The following is a 20410-nucleotide window of genomic DNA, read 5'->3' on the forward strand; positions in this document are numbered from 1 at the left end:
AATGCAAACACTAATTAGACTCAAAATTGAAAAATTTACAGAAGATGGTGAAGAATATTTTTTGGCGACCAGTGATGATTTACAAGGATTAGTTGCCGAAGGAAAAACAGTACAGGAAGCTATAGAAATTGCTGAAGATGTAGCCAAAGTCTTATTAGATTTAGAAAAAGAAAATAATCATAATTTTCAGTTACAACATTTACCTTCTCAGTTTGAATATCCGCTAATTATGGAGGTTTAATGGGAAAATTAGCAGGGTTTTCTTATCGAGAAGTGACTCAAAAATTAGGAAAATTAGGTTTCCAATTTTACCGTTCAGCAAAAGGAGATCATGAAATATGGTTTAATCCAGAAATTAATCAAAAAACAACGATTCCTCATCATCGAGAGATTAAGGAAGGAACACTCAGAAATATCCTCAAACAAGCTCAAATTGATGTTGATGTTTTTCTTAATGTTTAGTTTCTCAAAGATTGGAGAAAAATTTTGTTATCTTTACATAATTCAGAAACTCAAATCAGCCCCACTTTTGCACCACTACAAATCAAAGAAATGCCCCGATTTATCGAAGAAAGTAAAAAGATTGGACAAATAGCCGCAACTCGCGTTTTCCGAACTTGGGTTAGACTTGCATTAAATGAATAATATTAAATTAAACAAAAAAAGGGGCTGATTTTACACAGTCCCCTTTTTCCAATCACCCATTACAACCCATTACTAGTTGGAGATGGCTGAGATTGCTCAAATCCCGGTGAAGGCTCAGACGATAACTCAGGTGAAGGCTCAGGTGATGATTTAGGAAGAATAAATTGTCGCCAAGTTTTAATTTGTTCTTGGGCATCTCTGTAAGCAGAACTACCCCGTGGAATTAACCGAGCAGTTTGAATGCTTCTAGCAACATCAAACTCGCTTTGAGAGCGTGCCATTTGCAACAATTGTTGACTCCATTGATCAATAGCCACATTTGCATCCATACGTAAGACGTTACGGTTTGAAACCCGATCAGCTAACCGTATGGCCTCAGCTAAAGCTTCTGGTGTGCCAGTAATTGCCACTTCTCGTGCTTTTTGCCAGTTTTCTCTGGCACGGATTTGCTCTTGCCAACTATCAACAGCTGTTTGGGCTTCACTCGCAAGCGCCCGTCCTGATGAAGCAATTTTTTGTGCTTCCTTGACAGCAGCGTTTAAATCACCACTGTCAGCGATGATGCGTGCTTGATCTAGATAAGGTTGATCTTGAATTCGCTGAATTTTAGCTGTCCAAGTGCTAATTTTTTTCCGTGCTTCTGGGTATAAGGCACGACCAGATCGGATTTGACCTGCTTCTGCGATCGCAGCTTGTAAGGAGCTAATATCCTCTAATAGAGCTATTTGTTCAGCACGGTCTAAATAAGGTCGGTCTTCGATAGACTCCACTTGTCCACGCCAACGTCCCATTTCCTGCCTAGCTTCGTTAGCGCGGGGGTTACTATCAGGAATCATCTGTACTTCAGAAATTGCCGCCGTTAACTCGTTAATTGTGCCTTGACTAGCTAGGTTTCGCGCTTTTTCCAAACGAGAAACATCTTCAATTTCTAATTGCCAACGAGCAATCAGCTGTTGTGCTTGATCATAATTTTCTCTAGAAGCATCAATTTGTTGTGCTTGGGAAATGGCTGCCTCTAAACCAAACACAGTTCCTGTCCAAGCGCTCCTTTGTGCTTCACCCAAAACAATAAAATCATCGATTTCAGTTTGTAAGGAAGCAATTGGCGGAATTTGTCTGACAATTTCTAGGGCTGTATCAGCATCTCGCTTCTCCATTCTCGCTTTTGCCAAATTCAGCATCTTGCGTCCAAATTCGGGAATCAATTCCTGCGCTTTTTGATGCAAGTAACTATCTGGCTTAATTGACTCAGCCAATTTAATAGCTGCTAGTAAGTCATTGACTGAGCGATTTGCTGCTAGATTTTCAGCCTTATAGAGCTTATCGCCATCTTCCCGCGCTGTCACAATAATGTTATTTAACTGGTCGTATTTGGTAGATGCCCAATATTTATTGTTAACACGCAACAGTTTAGATGACAGCATAAAAGCTGATTGCCAATTCCTTTGGCGCAGTTCTTTTTCCGATTCTTGGTAGATTGCTTCTGCCTTTGACCAGATAGACTGCCATTTGGTAATTTGCTCTTCTACTAGTTTACGAGCTTCCAAATCTTCGGGAATTTGACGAGCAGTAGCGATCGCTTCTTCTAAATTCCCCTCTTGGAAACTCTGATCGGCAAGCTGTAAAATATCTCGCGACCATTCTTCTAAAAAAGTATTAATTTGTCCCCTGAGGGGGTGATTCTGTGGCAGTTCCTTCACCAGAGCGATCGCTTGGAGCAAGTCATTTATAGTTTGCTTTGAAGCAGCTAACTGACCGCAGTGTAAGCGTACTGATGCACTTGCCAAAGGCCAGAAGATTTTTGGGCAGTTTGGTGCTGATGGTAACTTTAGCAGCATCGCTATTGACAAAAATGCCACACTACCAGGAATCAAAGTTAGCAATACTGACCAAAACACCCAGCCTCTCATCCAGCGAGGTATTTTCTCAATCAGATTACTGAGGTTATAATTTTCATCTGAATGGTTAATTATAGGTAATCCTTCGGTATCGTTCTCTTTTCGCTGCTTCACTGACTTAGAGTTAGAACCAGTAGCTGGGACACCAGATGCTTGAGATTTCCCGACTTGTGAAGTTCGGGATGGTTTTGTCTTTTGATCTGGCTTTCTTGCTCTGGCTGGAGACCAACTGTCTGGAATATCTCGCTCTGTCATCTCTCACACCAAAGTAATTGAATGGCGGTCTATGTTAGACCGATAATTCCATTTTCGCCATATTAGCTTTCTTTAACGTCATTAAAAAGCTATTTTTTCAAGATCTATCTCCATAGATACCATTTGCGACTCCTAAACATAGTATCTTTCTATACTTATTTTAGGTAGAAGATTCTGCCTGCAAATCAACAATTAGTTGAGTTAGATGATCGCTACTAGCTTGGTAAACTTTGCCACAAAAATCACAAGTTGCTTCTGCACCATCATCTTTAATAATCATATCTTGCAGTTCTGCTTCTCCCAATATCTTCAGCGCCCCTAGCACCCTATCAAAGGAGCAACCACAGTGGAAGCGTAGCATCTGGCTTTCTGGAAATATGTTCAGTCCCATATCTCCCAGTAGATCAGTCAAAATTTCCGTTAAAGTCTTTCCAGCTTGCAATAATGGCGTAAAACCTGATAATGCAGAAACCCTGGATTCTAGCTTTGCGACTAAAGCTTCATCTCTAGCAGCTTTGGGTAATACTTGTACCAGTATGCCTCCAGATGCTGTAACGCCACCTAATCCCACAAACACACCTAAAACCAAAGCTGAAGGTGTTTGTTCTGAAGTTACTAGGTAATGAGCAACATCATCGCCAATTTCACCGGAAACAAGTTCTACTGTACTAGAGTAAGGATAACCATAACCAATATCTCGAACAACATAGAGATAGCCACTACCCACAGCACCGCCAACATCTAGCTTGCCTTTAGCATTAGGAGGTAATTCCACTGTTGGGTTGCCCACATAGCCACGTACCGTACCATCTAAACCTGCATCTACCAATATACCACCTAAAGGTCCATCGCCCTTCACTCGCACATTGACCCTAGATCCAACACGCTTCATACTAGAAGCCATCAACAAACCCGCTGACATAGTTCTCCCTAGTGCCGCTGTAGCTACATAAGAAAGCTTATGCCTCACTCGTGCTTCTTCTGTTAAGCGTGTGGTAATCACACCTACTGCACGAATTCCTCCGTCAGCTGCTGTAGCGCGAATTAACTGATCCGCCATGAAACCCTTACAATTCTTAATAAGATGACTTTTTTATTGTAAGTTCTCTGGGGACTAGGAGGTAGGGAGATGTCCAAGTGATTAACAATTCAAAATTCACAATAGTGCCAACAGCAGGTCACTTTCACAAAATTGAAGACAGTTGGAGTAGGGGATTTAAACCCTTGAATTGACGACAACCCTCTTTCCCAATTACCAATTACCAATTACCAATTACTAATCACTATGCTAGGTAATTTTCAACAAAGCCAAATACGCATTGAAATTAAAGCTTCAGTAAATGCCATTCACGATAGTCTACTGCGACCGCCACAACTGCAAAAATGGCTTTTAGGACAAAGTTTTGCCCCTGGAATGCCAGAAACACTGGAAACCGGATTTGATTTTACTACTTCAACTGGGTTAGTTCAAATACATCATCATGTTGATGTGGTAAAACCTAATTGTCTGCGCTTGCTACTCAGTAACGGTATTGATGGTTTTCACGAGTGGTACTGGGGAGAGGGTTGGGTACAGTCTCGCCTAGAAGGTGTGTCAATTTTACCTTTAAAGTTAGGGCAAACGCTGACCTTGTTAAGTTTGCGTCAGTTTTTGGCAAGTCAGAAAATATAAATCTGTAAAAAGTAAGTAGTCGGACAAAATTAAATTCACTCGTTGAGAGAGGGAACTCTTAACTCTTAACTGGGAACAGAAAAATCAGTTGTGTAATTAATTCTGTCCCATTACTTATACTACTTGAATAGGATCAGGTTGGTTTTCACAAGCTTCTCGACTATGCCCACCGAACGCTGTGCTAACGAAGGAGAGAGGTTTTTGAGGATAAATACCAGATCAATTCTATGACTCTCTGCAATCTCACATTTGCTACCGCTTCCCAAAGCAAAACTGAGGACAAAAAAAGGCAAAAGATAAATTAATTTCTTTTGCCCTTTCAACGATTATCTTTGAGCTTTATTCTTCATCGAAATCATCATCATCATCATCCTCCTCGTAGTCTTCCTCTTCCTCTTCCTCTACCAAATCACTAACTTCATCAGCAATCAAATCATCATCATCATCATCATCTAACACCGACTTGGAGTCTCTTTTGCCTCCATAACTACCATCCCCCAAACCAGGAGCATCAAGACTATAAAGCTTGGCTGTGCGATCATCCAACACCATGTCTAAAGAATCATCAACCTCATCCAAAACTCCTGTCCCTAGGTCAGTTCCATAGTCATCAATGGTGGTAGTCTCTTCATAGGTGTTGTAGCCAGTACCAGCCGGAATCAACCGCCCAATGATCACGTTTTCTTTTAAGCCTCGCAGCCAGTCAGATTTGCCCTCAATGGCGGCTTCAGTCAAGACTCTGGTGGTTTCTTGGAACGATGCAGCGGAGATGAAACTGTCGGTGTTGAGAGATGCTTTGGTGATACCCAACAGCACAGGGGTGTATTGAGCCTTTGCTCCACCGGTGATAGACATAGCTTCGTTGACTTGTTCTACTTGGCGCAGTTCTACCAATTCCCCAGGCAACATGGTGGTATCACCACCATCATCAATTCGGACTTTGTTGGTCATCTGCCGGACAATTACTTCTATGTGTTTGTCAGCAATATCAATGCCTTGGGACTGATAAACCATCTGCACTTCGTTAACCAAGAAGCTCTGCACTTTTTGCAAGGCATGACTAGCACAGGCATAAATGCCATCTTCGGAACCGAGACTAAAGAATATTTCTAAAATCTCGTGGGGGTTGGAGGGTCCATCTGTCAGGGGTTGACCCGCTAAAACCTGAGCGCCGTCAGGAACCATGAGGTTTTGTCCGGGACCGAGGGGATAGTCGGTGATGACTCCGTTAGATTCTACAACTTTGATGGCATAGGCTTCACGGGTGATGCTGGTGATTTCGTCACCGTCTCCATACACCACTTTCACCAATCCTGGACGACGGCACAAGATGCAGGCTTCTTTGGGTTTACGGGCTTCTAACAGTTCTTCAATGCGGGGTAGACCTTGAATAATGTCTCCGGTTTTCGCCCGTTCAAATACCAATAACACTAAGTTGTCTCCCCGTTGCACCAAGTCCCCATCTTCTATCTGCAACACTGCTCCTGGACTGACTCGGTAAGGGCGACCAACGCGCAGCGTGATCGAGTAGGAGGTAGGCTGTGGGGTATGGGGTGCAAGGGAAGAACTTTCTTCTTTACTGTCACCTGTAACCTGTAACCTGTCACCTGCTTTTACTGATACCACTTGCCCCGACTCTGAAGCCAAGACACCGGGGGCGATTTCTGTTCCTTCAACTAACAAATCACCTTTTTTGACTTTGGGCGGGGTGGTGGTAGAGATAGAGATCATGTCATTGTCACGCAAGACTAAGCAACGGCGCACTGCTTCTGCGTCTTTTCGCACTCCTCTAACTATGCCGCCTTCTTTACACAATATCTGTGTCCGTGCTACTACTGAGCCGGGGACAATGCTTAACCCATCTTCTACTTCTAGGGTAGTTTGGGTTGCTCCTTGGGTAGCATCAGCAGCAATGTCTCGACGAATGACTAAAGACTCTAGTATCACCAACTGCAACCGCTGAAGTTCTGGATTTTCTGTGTCGGGGACTAGTTCAATATCTGCTGCTAAGGGTGAGGAACTATGATCTTGTTCTCCTTCTTGCTCAATTTCTAATACCAACTGAGTCCGCAGCAGTTCTACTCCTTCTACAGATTTGACTCGTTCAGAATCTTTGTAGGGCAGACGTTGCACGGCTCTGAGTTGAATGGAGCGTCCGGTTTGTTGGCTAACTGAGGTAGTGGAAGGCAGGTCTGGGTTACTGGGAACGGCAAATTCCACTACAGGACGACTCAACAGAGCGGGTCCTTCGGGGGATTCTATATATTGAATGTAGCGAAGTTCGGTGGCGACTGTTCCTAGGAGTTCTTCTCCGGGTTGAAGGAAGGTGTTGTCGCGCCCCATAATCGCTTCAGGGTCATCGACCATCAACAGTTCACCGGGCTTAATCACTACTTCTCGCAAGATGTCGTTCTTTTGGGTAACTTCTATGACTCCGCTGGTTTGACAGAAGATGTCTTTGACTACTTCTGTGCCGGCTTCGACAAACTGACCATCTTCTACTATCAACAAGGAAATGTCTTTATTGACTTCGTGGGTTTCTTCAGGAATCCACAACAGTGTGCCACCGGTGACTACTTCATAACCCAGCTTGGCTTTGCCTTTTTTCTGAACCTCTACACCGGCGAATTTCAAGAATCCTCCGGTGGTGGTGCGATAACGGTCATCAATTAGCTCGGCAACTACCTGACCATTCTGTACTTTGGTTCCAGGGGTGGCACGGAGATTGAAGGTCTGGGCAGAAGAGGACGCCAAGATGGGGAGACGCGGTGAGGAAGTCGGAGTCTTGGCGGTTCCCGTCGAGTCCGTTCGTCCGAAGGACGTGCCGGAGGCATCACTTCCGAACCCGAAGGGTGACGCGGAGAGATTGTCTCCCTGCCCCCCTGTCCCCGTGTCTCCGTGTCCCTCTGTCCCCGTGTCCTCGTATCCCTGTTCCCTGTAACCTTCTCCTGTATGCACTAAATAATTATTCCGCCCTTGGGAACTGTGGACTGTGACTGTGGCTTGGTCTAGGACTACTGAAGCGGTGATGATTTCGATTTCTCTGGTGGCTTTACCGGGGATGATTTCTGGCAGCCGCACTACCCCACCATGCACACTGGTGAGTTTGGTTTCAGCTAAGACACCATTGGTTTCTATGCTGTCACCATTTTTGACTACTAGCTCTGCTCCTGGAGGCAGGTTATATACTTCTCCAGACAGAATCCAAATCAATCCACCTCTGGAGGCGGTGGTAGTGGTGTTGCCCTGACGGTCGGTTTTTTGTTCAGAAACCACATCAGCAAACTGCACTTCTCCGGCGAGGTCTGAGGCTACGTCTTTGACGGCTTTTTCGGTGTTGGTGCGGGTGGTTCTGCCTCCTAGGGCAACTTCTGCTAACAGCTGCCCCAGTTTGACTTTTTGTCCTTCGTGAATATATAGGGTGGAACCTTGGGTGACTTGAATTTCTTGGTGTTTGTCTTCTAGGGTTTGGGTGTCTGGGTCTGCACCTTTGGATTTGGGGTTTTGGATTTCTAGGAGTCCGTTGGTTTCGGCGTAGAGTGCGTCTTCACCGTGACGGGTGCGATAGGGACGGGTTTTGAGTTTACGGGAGATTTTGACCACACCGTCAATTTTGGAGCGGACTTGTTGGGCAACTTCGCCGGTGAATACGCCGCCGGTGTGGAAAGTCCGCATGGTTAGCTGGGTTCCCGGTTCACCGATACTCTGGGCAGCAATGATACCCACTGCTTCTCCTAGGTCTACCATTTTGGCGTGTGCCAAACTCCAGCCGTAGCAGTGTTGACATACTGAACGGGCTGCTTCGCAGGTGAGGGGACTCCGCACCATGACTTCTTTGACTTGGGCTGCTTGAATGAGGGCGGCTAGGTCGTCATCCATGGGGGTGTTGCGAGGAGCGATGATTTCACCGGTGGTGGGGTGAATTACGTCTTGGGCTACTACTCTGCCCATGAGTCTGGTGCCAATGGGGATGAGGACTTTTGCGCCTTCGGTCATGTCTCGTAGGGGTATGCCTCTGGTGGTGCCACAGTCAAATTCCCGAATGATTACGTCTTGGGATACGTCTACTAGTCGGCGGGTGAGATATCCTGAGTCGGCAGTGCGGAGTGCGGTGTCTACTAGTCCCTTTCTGGCTCCATAACTGGAGATGATATATTCAGTGACGGTGAGTCCTTCTCGGAAGTTGGTTTTGATGGGTAAATCTATGATTTCCCCTTGAGGATCTGCCATGAGTCCGCGCATTCCCACTAGTTGGCGGACTTGGGAGATGTTACCTCTGGCTCCAGAGAAGGCCATCATGTAAACTGAGTTGAGGGGGTCGGTTTTTTTGAAGTGGGCAACTACTTCGTCTTTGAGGCTTTCGCTGGTTCCGTTCCAGGTGTCGATTACTTTTTGGAAGCGTTCAACTTCGGTGATTTCACCGCGTTTAAACCGAGCTTCGGTGCTGAGGATTTCTTCTTCGGCTGCGTCTAGGAGCGATCGCTTGGAGGGCGGAACCATGAGATCATCTACGCTGATGGATACTCCGGCTTTGGTGGCATAACGAAACCCTAGGTCTTTGAGTTTGTCTGCCATGACGGCGGTGCGGGCTGTTCCATAATGGGTAAATGCCCAGGATATTAAGTTTCTCAGCTGACTTTTGTTAACAACAACGTTACGAAAAATCATAGTCGCTTGGCTCCAATTAAAAATTAATACTTAATAAGTCCTGAGTAGTGAGTACTGAGTATAAAGACTAAATAGTGTTTATGGCTGAGTGAAAATCCCTGTAGAGAAGTTATGTATAACTTTCCTACTACTCATTACTCATTACTCATTACTCGGTACTCACTACTCGGCACTAACTTGCCAGGGCTTCTTGAATGGCTTTGTTATAAATCACTCGACCGGGAGTGGTGTAGATATACTGAGAAATCAAATTTCCTTGGGCATCTTGACGAACGCGGCGGAATTTATACAACAATGTCCGAGTTCCATCATTGTTTTCGATGATTTCCAATGGTTCGGTGTCTGGTTGACTAGTTTCCATTTCGCCATCGAACCGCACATATATATAGGCATGAAGTTCTACTTTGTCTTGGTGATATGCCATAATCACGTCATCGAGGGAGGCGAAGTATCCACCAGCGCCAATGGTTGCGGCGGGATTTTCGGCTGTTAAATAATATGCTCCTAATACCATGTCTTGGCTAGGGGTGACGATGGGTTTGCCTGTGGCTGGGGAAAGAATGTTGTTAGAAGCTAACATCAACAATCTGGCTTCGGCTTGACTTTCCAACGACAGGGGGACGTGAACTGCCATTTGGTCTCCGTCAAAGTCGGCGTTAAAGGCTGGACAGACCAGAGGATGGAGTTGAATGGCTCGCCCTTCGACTAATATGGGTTCAAAGGCCTGAATCCCTAATCGGTGTAGGGTGGGGGCGCGGTTTAACATCACCGGATGCCCTTCAATTACTTCTTCCAACACATCCCAAACGCTGGGGTCATTGCGAGAAATTAGCTTTTTGGCGGCTTTGATGTTGTTGACCATGCCCGAACGAATCAACCGGTTAATCACAAAAGGCTGAAACAGTTCTATGGCCATTTCTCTGGGTAGTCCACATTGGTGGATTTTCAGCTTCGGCCCGACGACAATGACCGAACGTCCTGAATAGTCTACCCGTTTACCTAACAGGTTTTGGCGGAAGCGTCCTTGTTTTCCCTCAATAATATCGGAGAGGGATTTGAGGGGGCGGTTGTTTGCGCCGACTACTGTCCGTCCGCGCCGACCGTTGTCGATGAGGGCATCAACGGCTTCTTGCAACATCCGTTTTTCGTTACGGACGATGATTTCTGGAGCTAATATTTCTTGCAGTCTAGCTAGACGGTTGTTGCGGTTAATCACCCGACGGTATAAATCGTTTAGGTCGCTGGTGGCGAATCTACCGCCGTCGAGTTGCACCATAGGGCGTAAATCGGGAGGAATGACGGGAATAACTTCCATGACCATCCATTCTGGTTTGGAACCAGTGGCGATGAAGTTATCAATTACCCGCAGGCGTTTGATGAGTTTGGCGCGTTTTTGTCCTTTGGCGTTGCCGATTTCTTCTCTGAGGTTTTCGGCTTCTTGTTCGAGGTTGATATCTGCCAATAGTCGCAACAGTGCCTCTGCCCCAATGCCTACTTCGACACCAACTAATAGGGAATCTTCGCTATAGATTGCGTCTTCGATTTCTAACCACTGGTCTTCGCTGAGGAGTTGTTTGTAGGTGAGGGTGTCGGCGTTGCCGGGAGCGAGAACTACATAGGAGTTGAAGTAGACGATTTGTTCAACATCTCGCAAGGGCATATCTAGGAGAATAGCAATATAGCTAGGAATGCCCTTGAGATACCAAACATGAGCTACCGGGGCTGCGAGCTTAATAAAGCCCATGCGGTGACGACGGACACGTGACTCTGTGACTTCTACTCCACAGCGTTCGCAAACTATGCCTCTATGACGTACACGCTTATATTTGCCACAATGACATTCCCAGTCCTTAGCTGGTCCAAAGATGCGTTCACAGAACAAACCATCCATCTCTGGCTTCAGCGTCCGGTAATTGATAGTTTCTGGCTTGGTCACTTCACCCACAACCTGACCATTAGGCAAAGTCCGTTCACCCCAGGCTCGAATGCGTTCTGGAGAAGCCAGTCCGATTTTCACGTAGTCAAACTGATTAGTTTGGGGAGATCTCATGAGAATTAAAAATGAAAAATTTAAAATTAAAAAAAGAAATAGGTGATGGGTAAAAAAAACTTTTATCCATTACCCATCACCTATTACCCATTACCTACTCGTCTTCTTCCAATGACTCACGAGAAAGTGATTCATAGGTTGGTCTGGGTGGAGTGCGACGGGCGGCTTGGTCTGCCATTAAATCAACTTCCACATCTAGAGAACTTCCATCTGCTTGAGTTTCTACCTTGTGGACAGCAATATCTAAACCCAAAGATTGCAACTCGCGCATCAATACCTTGAAAGATTCTGGAGTTCCCGGACGGGGAATGGCTTTGCCCTTGACAATGGCGTTGAGGGCTTCATTGCGCCCTTGCATATCATCGGACTTGACAGTTAACAACTCCTGCAAAGTGTAAGCTGCACCAAAAGCCTCCAGCGCCCACACTTCCATTTCTCCAAATCTTTGACCACCTTGTTGAGCTTTGCCACCTAGGGGTTGTTGAGTCACCAAAGAATACGGGCCTGTGGAACGGGCATGGATTTTGTCATCGACTAAATGCACCAGCTTCAGCATATAAGCTACACCCACAGTAATGGCACGGTCAAAGGGTTCCCCAGTACGACCGTCATAGACCATGATTTTGCCAGGATTGTCGGGGTTGTAGACCCAGTCTTTGCCTGTTTCGTCTCTGGCTTCTTGGAGTTTGCCGTGGACAATGCGGCGGGAAGATTCTTCGCCATACATTTCATCAAAGGGAGTAATCTTAAATCTGACTCCGAGGTTATGGCCTGCCCAACCTAATAAACATTCAAACACCTGACCCACGTTCATCCGGCTGGGTACACCCAAGGGATTGAGGACTATATCTACAGGAGAACCATCGGGCAGGTAGGGCATATCTTCGGCGGGGAGAATGCGAGAAATAATCCCCTTGTTGCCATGTCGCCCTGCCATTTTGTCGCCGACTTGGATTTTACGTTTTTGGGCAACATATACCCGCACTACCATGTTTGCCCCTGGGGGTAGTTCGTCACCTTGTTCTCTGGTAAACAACCGCACATCCACTACCCGGCCTTTTTCGCCGTTGGGAACTCGCAGAGAGTTATCGCGGACATCACGGGCTTTTTCACCAAAGATGGCACGGAGGAGTTTTTCTTCTGGGGGTTGGTCAGATTCACCCTTGGGGGTGACTTTTCCCACTAGAATATCCCCAGCTTCTACCCATGCACCAATGCGAATTATGCCTTGTTCGTCTAATTGTCTGAGGGCATCTTCACCGACGTTGGGAATTTCTCTGGTGATTTCTTCGGGTCCGAGTTTGGTTTGTCGAGCTTCGATTTCATATTTTTCGATATGAATAGAAGTGTAGATATCGTCTTGCACCAAGCGTTCGGAAATCAAAATCGCATCTTCGTAGTTGTAGCCTTCCCAAGGCATATAAGCAACAACGATGTTTTGTCCTAGTGCTAGTTCTCCTCCTTCTGTGGAGGAACCATCAGCCAAAACCTGACCAGCCACGACTTTTTCCCCTGTTCTCACCAATGGTTTTTGGTTCAGGCAAGTGTCTTGGTTGGAACGTTGGTATTTGGAAAGAACGTATCTAATCTCTTTGGGGGGGGAAGAAGAGGACGCGGAGATGGGGAGACGCGGTGACGCGGAAGAAAAGGACGCGGAGAGAGGGAGACGCGGTGACGCGGAGAGATTGTCCCCCTGTCCCCGTGTCTCCGTGTCCCCGTGTCCCCCTGTCCCCGTGTCTCCGTGTCCTCGTGTAAGAGTGTCTTCTTTGACCTGTTCCCTGACCCTCACCCGAATTTCTGCGGCATCGACATAGACGACATCGCCATCGGTGCGGGAAACTATCACCATACCGGAGTCTCTCGCGCCCTGGGCTTCTAAACCTGTGCCAACGAGGGGGCGTTCTGGTTTAAGCAGAGGGACTGCTTGGCGTTGCATATTGGAACCCATCAGCGCTCGGTTTGCGTCGTCGTGTTCCAAGAAGGGAATCATGCTGGTGGCGACTGAGACTATCTGCACTGGGGAAACTGCCACATAGTCTACTTGTTCAGGTGTGGTGGTTGCCCAATCTTGGCGATAGCGGACTGGAACTTGGGGACCTTTGATGTAGCCGTTTTCGTCTAGGGGAATGTCGCCTGTGGCTGTTCTCAGGTCGTCTTCTTCGTCGGCGGTCATATACACCGGCTGGACATCAAACCGCACCCGACCGTTTTCTACTGGTCTAAAGGGTGTTTCTAAAAAGCCGTATAGGTTAACACGGGCATGGGTAGCCAAGGAACCGATCAGTCCGGCGTTGGGACCTTCTGGAGTTTCAATGGGGCAGATGCGTCCGTAGTGGCTAGGGTGAATATCTCGCACTGCAAAGCCGGCTCTTTCTCTGGTTAATCCTCCTGGGCCTAGGGCGCTGAGTCGGCGTTTGTGGGTCAGTTCTGCTAGGGGATTGGTCTGATCCATAAACTGGCTGAGTTGGCTAGAACCAAAGAATTCTTTGATGGCTGCTACTAGGGGCTTGGGGTTGACCAGGGAAGCAGGGGTGAGAACTTCGGCATCTGATACGGTCATCCGTTCGCGAATGATGCGTTCTAGGCGGTTTAAACCAACTCTGACTTGGTTTTGGAGCAGTTCACCGACGCTTCTAACTCGGCGATTTCCCAGGTGGTCGATGTCGTCTATGTTGCCGATGTCATATTCTAGGTTAATGAGATAATCAACTGCGGCTAAGATATCCCCTGGTGTCAACACGCGCATGGTGTCGGGGACTGATAGCCGCAATTTTTTGTTGAGTTTGTAGCGACCAACTCTTCCTAGGTCATAGCGTTTAGGGTCAAAGAAGCGGGAGTCTAGGAGTTGCTGTCCACCTAAGACTGTGGGTGGTTCACCTGGACGCAGTTTGCGATACAATTCCATCAGGGCTTCTTCTTCGGAGAACTGCCCTTCTTTTTCGATGGTTTTTTGGAAATATTCTGGGTGACGCAGGGCATCAAAGATTTCGTTGTCTGATAAACCTAAAGCTTTGAGTAGTACTTGTGCCGAGAGTTTGCGGGTTTTGTCGATGCGTACCCACACCAAATCGTTACGGTCTGTTTCAAATTTCAGCCATGCACCTCGGTTAGGAATTAAGCTGGCTGAATATGTCCGTCGTCCGTTTTTATCAATTTCTGATTTGTAGTAAACTCCAGGACTCCGAACTATTTGGTTGACGATGACTCGTTCTGCGCCGTTGATAATAAACGTACCGCGATCTGTCATCAAGGGCAAATCGCCGATGAATACTTCTTGTTCTTTGATATCCCCGGTTTCTTTGTTCAGCAAGCGTGTGGGGACATACATTTGCACAGCGTAGGTGCTATCCCGTCTTTTGGATTCTTCGACGCTGTACTTTGGTTCTTTGAGTTTGTAGTTGTTTCCTAAAAAGTGCAGTTCTAGTTTGCCAGTGTAGTCTGTAATTGGACTAAAGGAGTTTAACTCTTCTATTAGCCCTTCTTCTAAAAACCAGCGGAAGCTTGAACGCTGGATTTCAATCAAGTCGGGTAACAGAAAGGCTGGTTCCATATATGTTTCGTTAGTCATGCCTCTACCTTTGTCAACCTGGTTAAACTACCTTGGAATTAATGCGTAATTCGTGATTCGTAATTTGTAATTGAAAAATTACAAATTACGTTCGCGGAGATTGCCGTAGGCTCTATTATTCAGTTATGAATTACTACGGGGGTAATCACCCTTGATTTGGAAGCAATAAGCTACAAAATACCTCTCTAGGAAATTATTTCCACACTCGGACTATGGTTGAGATATTCTTGTTGATTTTGATTTGCTTTCCTCACTTCCCCTCCAAATGGAGGGTTGATTAATCTGCGCTGGTTCACTTTCTTTGTGTTTTTACAAGACCTCATCCATACTCACAGTGAGATCCCAAATCTGAATAATCCGCAAGATACGGATCTGAATCAGGATGGATTTATTTGGCTGGATTTTACTCACAAGGCTATTACGTTTAAGAATTTTCTATCTATAGGTTCAATACACAAAAATCCACTGCTGCACACAAGTCTTGATTAACTTTTAGGTTGCCACGGTTGGTTATCTACTGAGAGCATCCGCCTGTAGAGATAGATATACGTCCGTATAATTTCGGATTTTATCTGCAAAAATTTCACAAATCTTTCATCACGACGGTCAAGTTAATAACAGCGTTTAATAATTAGCTCTCTGATAATTTACAAATTCTTTCCTTTACCATTATGGCGCAAGTAAAATGTTTTGGAGGGAATAATACTAGCACATTTTTGTCTTCCTCGGTCTGATTTTTTATCAGCCTGCTACAAACTAGTCAGAAGAAAGCAAGGGGAATTGCTTTCTTTAATGCTGAATGAGCCAAGCTACAGACCAGATTTGATCTTACTCTATAAGGACAGACGGAATAGTTGGCAAGCATTTTCGGTAGTTTGATATGCAATTGTCTCTACAGTTTCCCCCCGCAACTTAGCTAATTGCTCCGCTACATGACGGACATAGGAAGGTTCATTGCGTTTTTCACCTCGTTTGGGTACGGGAGCCAGAAAAGGGCAATCTGTTTCAATTAATAGGCGATCGCTACTTACCATAACAGCGGATGCTTGTATGGATTTAGCTTTATTAAAGGTTACTGTCCCACTAAAGCTGATGTAGAAGCCTAAATCAAGGAACCATTGGGTTTCTTCTGGCGTTCCACCCCAACAATGCATCACACCCCGCACTCTTTCTCCTTGACTATTTCGCCATTTTTGCAATACTTCTTTCATCGCCACTGCTGCGTCACGACAATGGATGATCACTGGTAAATTCAGTTCGGATGCGATCGCCAGTTGCTCCTCTAATACCATGATCTGTTGCTCATAGTTATTTGCTTTGTAAAAATCCAGTCCCATTTCTCCTATTGCTACAATTTTGGCATCAGATCTAGCCAGAAATTTGATTTTCTCTGCTGTTTCTTGGTGCCATTTGGCTGCATCTAGAGGATGTAAGCCTACAGAAAAACTGAGTTCAGGATACTGATGGGCTATGGATTGAATACTGGCAAACTCTTCAGGGTGAACACAGGAATGAACTAAACGTACTACTCCTGCTTCTTGCCAACGCGATCGCACAGTTGCTAAATCTGGCTGAAAAAGGTCAAAGTTGAGATGTACGTGGGTGTCTATCAGTTGCATGATTTGTCAGTTGTCAGGTTGCTACTGAACTCTTGACTACACGTTGAGTGGTTTTAGTCTCTGAGCTAATGTTGACTTTTTCCTAGACCCGTTGTTGGGATGAAGCACACCCCGCTTCACAGCTTTATCAATTTTGCTGTAAGCCTCGGACATCCGGGCATCCACCGCTTGTTTTAATTCTGGGGTAGGATTAGCTTTATAGACTTCAACAGCACTAAAGTACTTTTTCATCAGCGTCTTTACCGCTGATTTGTATGCTTTGTTACGCAGTCGGTTACGTTCTGCGATTTCGGCGCGCTTAAGAGCAGATTTTGTATTCGCCACAGTCAATCCCAAAAAGACTATTAATATGTACACACACTACTAGGCTTACTAGTATAGCATCCAAATTGCCAATGTTATAATTTCTGCAAAAAATCTCACAAACAATCTCCAATTGCCATAAAATATAGCAGCGACATTCACGAAGAGACGCAAAGAAAGGGCGACACGGTGACGCGGGGACAGAAATTAGACTGCGATTTAGGACTTACGCAAGATTAACGTAGGTTCGTGATTGCGATCACCGAAAAACAATCTTAAACCCATATTGTTTATATCCCGTGCGTAAGTCCTGCAATTGTAACTTCGTCCAATTTTAACAGTCTAATAAAGTCTTTTGGTGTCTAGGTTTTATAATCAGTGGGTGTCCTAACCGCCCTGCCCGTTGCTATAAATATGGGAAACAAAACAAAGCCCTCAACCCCATATCCCGATTCGGAGTCAGAAAATTCACAAAGTCTTCAACTGTAGCGCCTTTTTGAAAATGTGTGAAAAAAGCAGATAACTACTTTTGAGTGCCGTGATAAAATGGTGATTGTAGAAATACCAAGAGATTGAAGGGCTGTGTAAAGAGTCAGACAAGCTCCCATCCGCTAGACTAACAAGCTGGCAGGAATAAAAAAGTCGCTTTTGAGCAAATCATCTGTTGGCAAATCTGGGAGTATCAAAAAAATCCAGGTTAAGCTAGAGAAGAGGATTAGAATAAGCTTTATCCCTTAGTGGGTCAAGAGCAAAACTAATTCTCAAGCAGAAATATTTATAGTTTTGGCATTGTCCTTACTCCATGCTGCGAATTATTACTCAGCAGGCAGACGTTAGCGCAGAACTGCAACGGATCTGTGAACGTCTCCGACGCGCCGAAGGCGATCGCACCCACGATGAACAATTGCTTCACAAAGAAGCAACGGTGCGGGAAGTGTTGCAAGCAGTGAAACGCCAAGGCGACAAAGCTGTATTGCATTATACTGCCGAATTTGATAACCAAACCCTGAAGCCTGAAGAATTGAGGGTTACAGGTTCTGAACTGGATGCAGCCTACCAACAGGTATCGAAAGATTTGCTCCAGGCGATTCGGCTGGCCAGCAGTCAAATTGAAGCATTTCACCGACAGCGAGTACCAAAAAGCTGGGTACACTTTGGCGATGATGAAGTAGTGCTAGGCAAACGCTATACCCCTATAGACAGGGCGGGGTTATACGTACCCGGTGGTCGCGCCTGCTATCCAAGTACAGTGCTGATGAATGCGATTCCAGCCAAAGTAGCTGGTGTACCCCGTGTGGTGATGGTAACACCACCAGGCGCAGGCAAGGCGATTAATCCAGCAGTGTTAGTGGCAGCCCAAGAAGCAGGGGTACAAGAAATTTATCGCGTTGGAGGCGCTCAAGCGATCGCGGCTTTAGCCTATGGTACAGAAACGATTCCCAAAGTGAATGTGATTACTGGCCCTGGTAACATCTATGTCACCTTAGCTAAAAAATTAGTCTATGGAACAGTGGGTATTGATTCATTAGCAGGACCAAGCGAAGTGCTGATTATTGCTGATGAAACAGCCAATCCTGCCCATGTGGCAGCGGATTTATTGGCACAAGCTGAACATGATCCAATGGCGGCAGCAATTTTGTTGACAACAGATGCTGGTTTGGCGAAAAAAGTCCAATTAGCCGTAGATAGACAATTAGTAGATCACCCCCGACGGATAGACACAGAAAAAGCGATCGCTCATTATGGCTTAATTGTTGTAGTCGAATCCCTGGCAGCAGCAGCAGAACTCTCAAATGAATTTGCGCCTGAACACCTAGAATTAGAAGTTAAAGATCCTTGGTCTTTAATGTCTCAGATTCGTCATGCTGGCGCAATCTTCCTGGGTTACTCAACACCAGAAGCCGTAGGTGACTATTTGGCAGGGCCTAACCATACCTTACCAACCTCCGGTGCTGCCCGTTACGCTTCTGCCTTGGGTGTAGAAACTTTTCTCAAGCATTCTAGTATTATACAATACTCAGCAACCGCATTGCAAAACGTTGCTGGTGCAATTGACATACTAGCTAACACTGAAGGGTTGCCCTCCCATGCTGAATCAGTAAGACGACGAGTTGAAGAGTGATTTAGAAGGCATATTTTTTCCTTAATGCACTTGACAAAAGTTACTCCTTAGTTAGTGGTGCTATGTCTGTGATTTTAATAAACTAAAGTAAGGTTCACATTTGGGAAATTAGTTGGTGTTAACACCAATCCAAATCCCTGTGTGATGATTTTAGGGGTCTACTTTTGAGGATAAAAAAGCGGTGTTAAAAACTATTTTAGTAGCTCTGGATGGTTCGGAAATTGCAGATCGAGTAATTCAGACTTTAGATGATTTGGTGCTGTCATCAAACACCAAAGTTATTCTTTGTCATGTATTTCCTACAGCAGAGTCAGAAATAGAATTACCCGCTGATCGTCCTCACCCAGAATCACCCAATGTTTCTTATTTCCATATTGAAAAGCATCTGCAATCCTACCAAGAAAAGTTACCAGTCAAAAGTGAACTAGAACTTGTAAATGGTGATCCTGCCGATGAAATTGTACGACTAGCTAATATTTATAAAGTAGACTTAGTTGTGATTGGTAGTCGTGGTTTAACTGGGATGAAGAGAATTGTTCTGGGTTCTGTTAGTACTCAAGTCATGGAAGAAGCTAATTGTTCGGTGTTGGTGGTAAAACCAGGTAAGTAATTTAAAAATAAGGATTTGATATTTTTTGACTTTATTGAAGTTGATATACCTGTCTTTTTGAAAAAATTAGGTAGTGAAAAGTAACCGTTCAGGGGGGTAAGAGAGTGAGGATGGAAGCCACTGCCTTGAATGAGTTTCCCTGCCTGATTATGCTTGATTAAGAAAACACCAAAAAATCGTAGGGTGGGTTAGGACAGTAGTCCGTAACCCACCATAAATTTAGGGGATAATGGTGGATTACGCAGCGTAACCCACTCTACAAATTGGGGATTTTTCTATTTGAAAGTCCCTAAAGTTTTTAAACTTAGTTAATCAAAAATTAGTAACCGTCACACTCAGCCCAGAATCAAGCCGAGGAACCTTTAAATACTCAACTGGTTCAGCATTTTGACTCATTGAATCATTGACTGATGGACATGGTTGAAAAAAAGTGTCTGGATTGTTGATGTACTTCAGAGGGTCAATTTTTTTGCATTCTGGATCATTTACTCTGAAACCTGAATCGGCACTGAATTCAGAGACATTATTCCACTTATTGTTAATTGTGGCTGGTTCAGTCACTAAATCTGCCGCTTGATTGCCTTGATTGGTGATAGCAGACACTGGTTTCGGTTTAGCATCAGCACGGGGAGTGATAGCGATGCTTACGGCTGAAATAGCACCAATTACAATGGCTAAGGTGAAAAGAGAAAATTTCATAATTCACTTGATTAAGATTTAAGACTAGTGAAAAACTTACAATTAGCTAAGTGTAAATATTGAATATGCCAGATTAGTTTAAACCATATTGCCAGTTTGGGCTGGAACGGATCAGGTTGGGCGCTATTTTATTTTTCAAACTCCATTAAACTTTAAAATTCTTAATCCCACTATCTTCCTCCTATTGCTGACAGAAGTTCCATAATCCAATAGGCTATTCTAAAGTGGCAATTTTACACAAGCGTCATATTTAAGCCTATTTTACCCTATTGTAGCTTTTACTAAACTTTTGCAACTAGGG

The 20410-nt window shown here is 45.1% G+C and carries 14 protein-coding genes; 6 read left to right on the top strand and 8 right to left on the bottom strand.

Features of this window, described 5'->3' with window-relative positions; genetic code table 11:
- The first annotated feature begins 1 nt into the window (after window position 1).
- Genes H6G59_RS08090 through H6G59_RS08100 form a run of 3 tightly spaced genes read left to right on the top strand, consistent with a single transcriptional unit; the run spans window position 2 to window position 645 of the window.
- Window positions 2–241, top strand: coding sequence for a type II toxin-antitoxin system HicB family antitoxin (locus tag H6G59_RS08090; protein ID WP_190713201.1), 240 nt, complete (start codon window positions 2–4; stop codon window positions 239–241).
- Window positions 241–462, top strand: a complete 222-nt coding sequence (locus H6G59_RS08095; protein WP_190713203.1) for a type II toxin-antitoxin system HicA family toxin — start codon at window positions 241–243, stop codon at window positions 460–462. Before H6G59_RS08090 ends, H6G59_RS08095 begins: the two co-directional genes overlap by 1 nt.
- A gap of 24 nt (window positions 463–486) precedes the next feature.
- On the top strand, window positions 487–645 hold the full coding sequence (locus H6G59_RS08100) for a hypothetical protein (protein ID WP_339327936.1): 159 nt from the start codon (window positions 487–489) through the stop codon (window positions 643–645).
- Between the two features lie 59 nt (window positions 646–704).
- Here H6G59_RS08100 and H6G59_RS08105 read toward each other — a convergent pair whose 3' ends face one another.
- Window positions 705–2798: a coiled-coil domain-containing protein gene (locus H6G59_RS08105; protein WP_190713205.1), complete on the bottom strand. Its 2094-nt coding sequence runs from the start codon at window positions 2796–2798 to the stop codon at window positions 705–707.
- 160 nt (window positions 2799–2958) lie between these two features.
- The gene (gene hslO, locus H6G59_RS08110; RefSeq protein WP_190713207.1) at window positions 2959–3858 is read right to left on the bottom strand and encodes an Hsp33 family molecular chaperone HslO; all 900 of its coding nucleotides are present in this window, start codon (window positions 3856–3858) and stop codon (window positions 2959–2961) included.
- Between the two features lie 225 nt (window positions 3859–4083).
- On the opposite strand from hslO, the gene H6G59_RS08115 reads away from it, so the two are divergent.
- Complete coding sequence (locus H6G59_RS08115; protein ID WP_190713210.1) at window positions 4084–4470, top strand: hypothetical protein; 387 nt, start codon at window positions 4084–4086, stop codon at window positions 4468–4470.
- 339 nt (window positions 4471–4809) lie between these two features.
- Here H6G59_RS08115 and H6G59_RS08120 read toward each other — a convergent pair whose 3' ends face one another.
- The 5 genes from H6G59_RS08120 to rpsT all read right to left on the bottom strand — a co-directional run bounded on the left by H6G59_RS08120 (window position 4810) and on the right by rpsT (window position 16699).
- Entirely contained in the window at window positions 4810–9138 is a 4329-nt protein-coding gene (locus tag H6G59_RS08120; RefSeq protein ID WP_190713212.1) for a DNA-directed RNA polymerase subunit beta'', read from the bottom strand.
- A 172-nt stretch (window positions 9139–9310) separates the two neighbouring features.
- Window positions 9311–11188, bottom strand: coding sequence for a DNA-directed RNA polymerase subunit gamma (locus H6G59_RS08125; RefSeq protein ID WP_190713214.1), 1878 nt, complete (start codon window positions 11186–11188; stop codon window positions 9311–9313).
- A 94-nt stretch (window positions 11189–11282) separates the two neighbouring features.
- Window positions 11283–14756 carry a DNA-directed RNA polymerase subunit beta gene (locus tag H6G59_RS27285; RefSeq protein WP_242038818.1) on the bottom strand — a complete coding sequence of 1158 codons (3474 nt, stop codon included), beginning with the start codon at window positions 14754–14756 and terminating at the stop codon, window positions 11283–11285.
- A gap of 833 nt (window positions 14757–15589) precedes the next feature.
- A complete protein-coding gene (locus tag H6G59_RS08140; protein ID WP_190713216.1) occupies window positions 15590–16375 on the bottom strand; it encodes a TatD family hydrolase in 786 nt (261 codons plus the stop codon).
- Between the two features lie 36 nt (window positions 16376–16411).
- On the bottom strand, window positions 16412–16699 hold the full coding sequence (gene rpsT / locus H6G59_RS08145) for a 30S ribosomal protein S20 (RefSeq protein ID WP_190713269.1): 288 nt from the start codon (window positions 16697–16699) through the stop codon (window positions 16412–16414).
- A 781-nt stretch (window positions 16700–17480) separates the two neighbouring features.
- Here rpsT and hisD point away from each other — a divergent pair.
- Entirely contained in the window at window positions 17481–18800 is a 1320-nt protein-coding gene (gene hisD, locus H6G59_RS08150) for a histidinol dehydrogenase (RefSeq protein WP_190713217.1), read from the top strand.
- A 181-nt stretch (window positions 18801–18981) separates the two neighbouring features.
- Entirely contained in the window at window positions 18982–19410 is a 429-nt protein-coding gene (locus H6G59_RS08155) for a universal stress protein (protein WP_190713219.1), read from the top strand.
- Window positions 19411–19722: 312 nt separating this feature from the next.
- Here the strand turns inward: H6G59_RS08155 and H6G59_RS08160 are convergent, their stop codons facing one another.
- Window positions 19723–20109 carry a hypothetical protein gene (locus tag H6G59_RS08160; protein ID WP_190713221.1) on the bottom strand — a complete coding sequence of 129 codons (387 nt, stop codon included), beginning with the start codon at window positions 20107–20109 and terminating at the stop codon, window positions 19723–19725.
- Window positions 20110–20410 lie beyond the last annotated feature (301 nt).

It is taken from the genome of Anabaena lutea FACHB-196, from assembly GCF_014698305.1.
In the GTDB taxonomy this organism is placed as follows: Bacteria; Cyanobacteriota; Cyanobacteriia; order Cyanobacteriales; family Nostocaceae; genus Anabaena; species Anabaena lutea.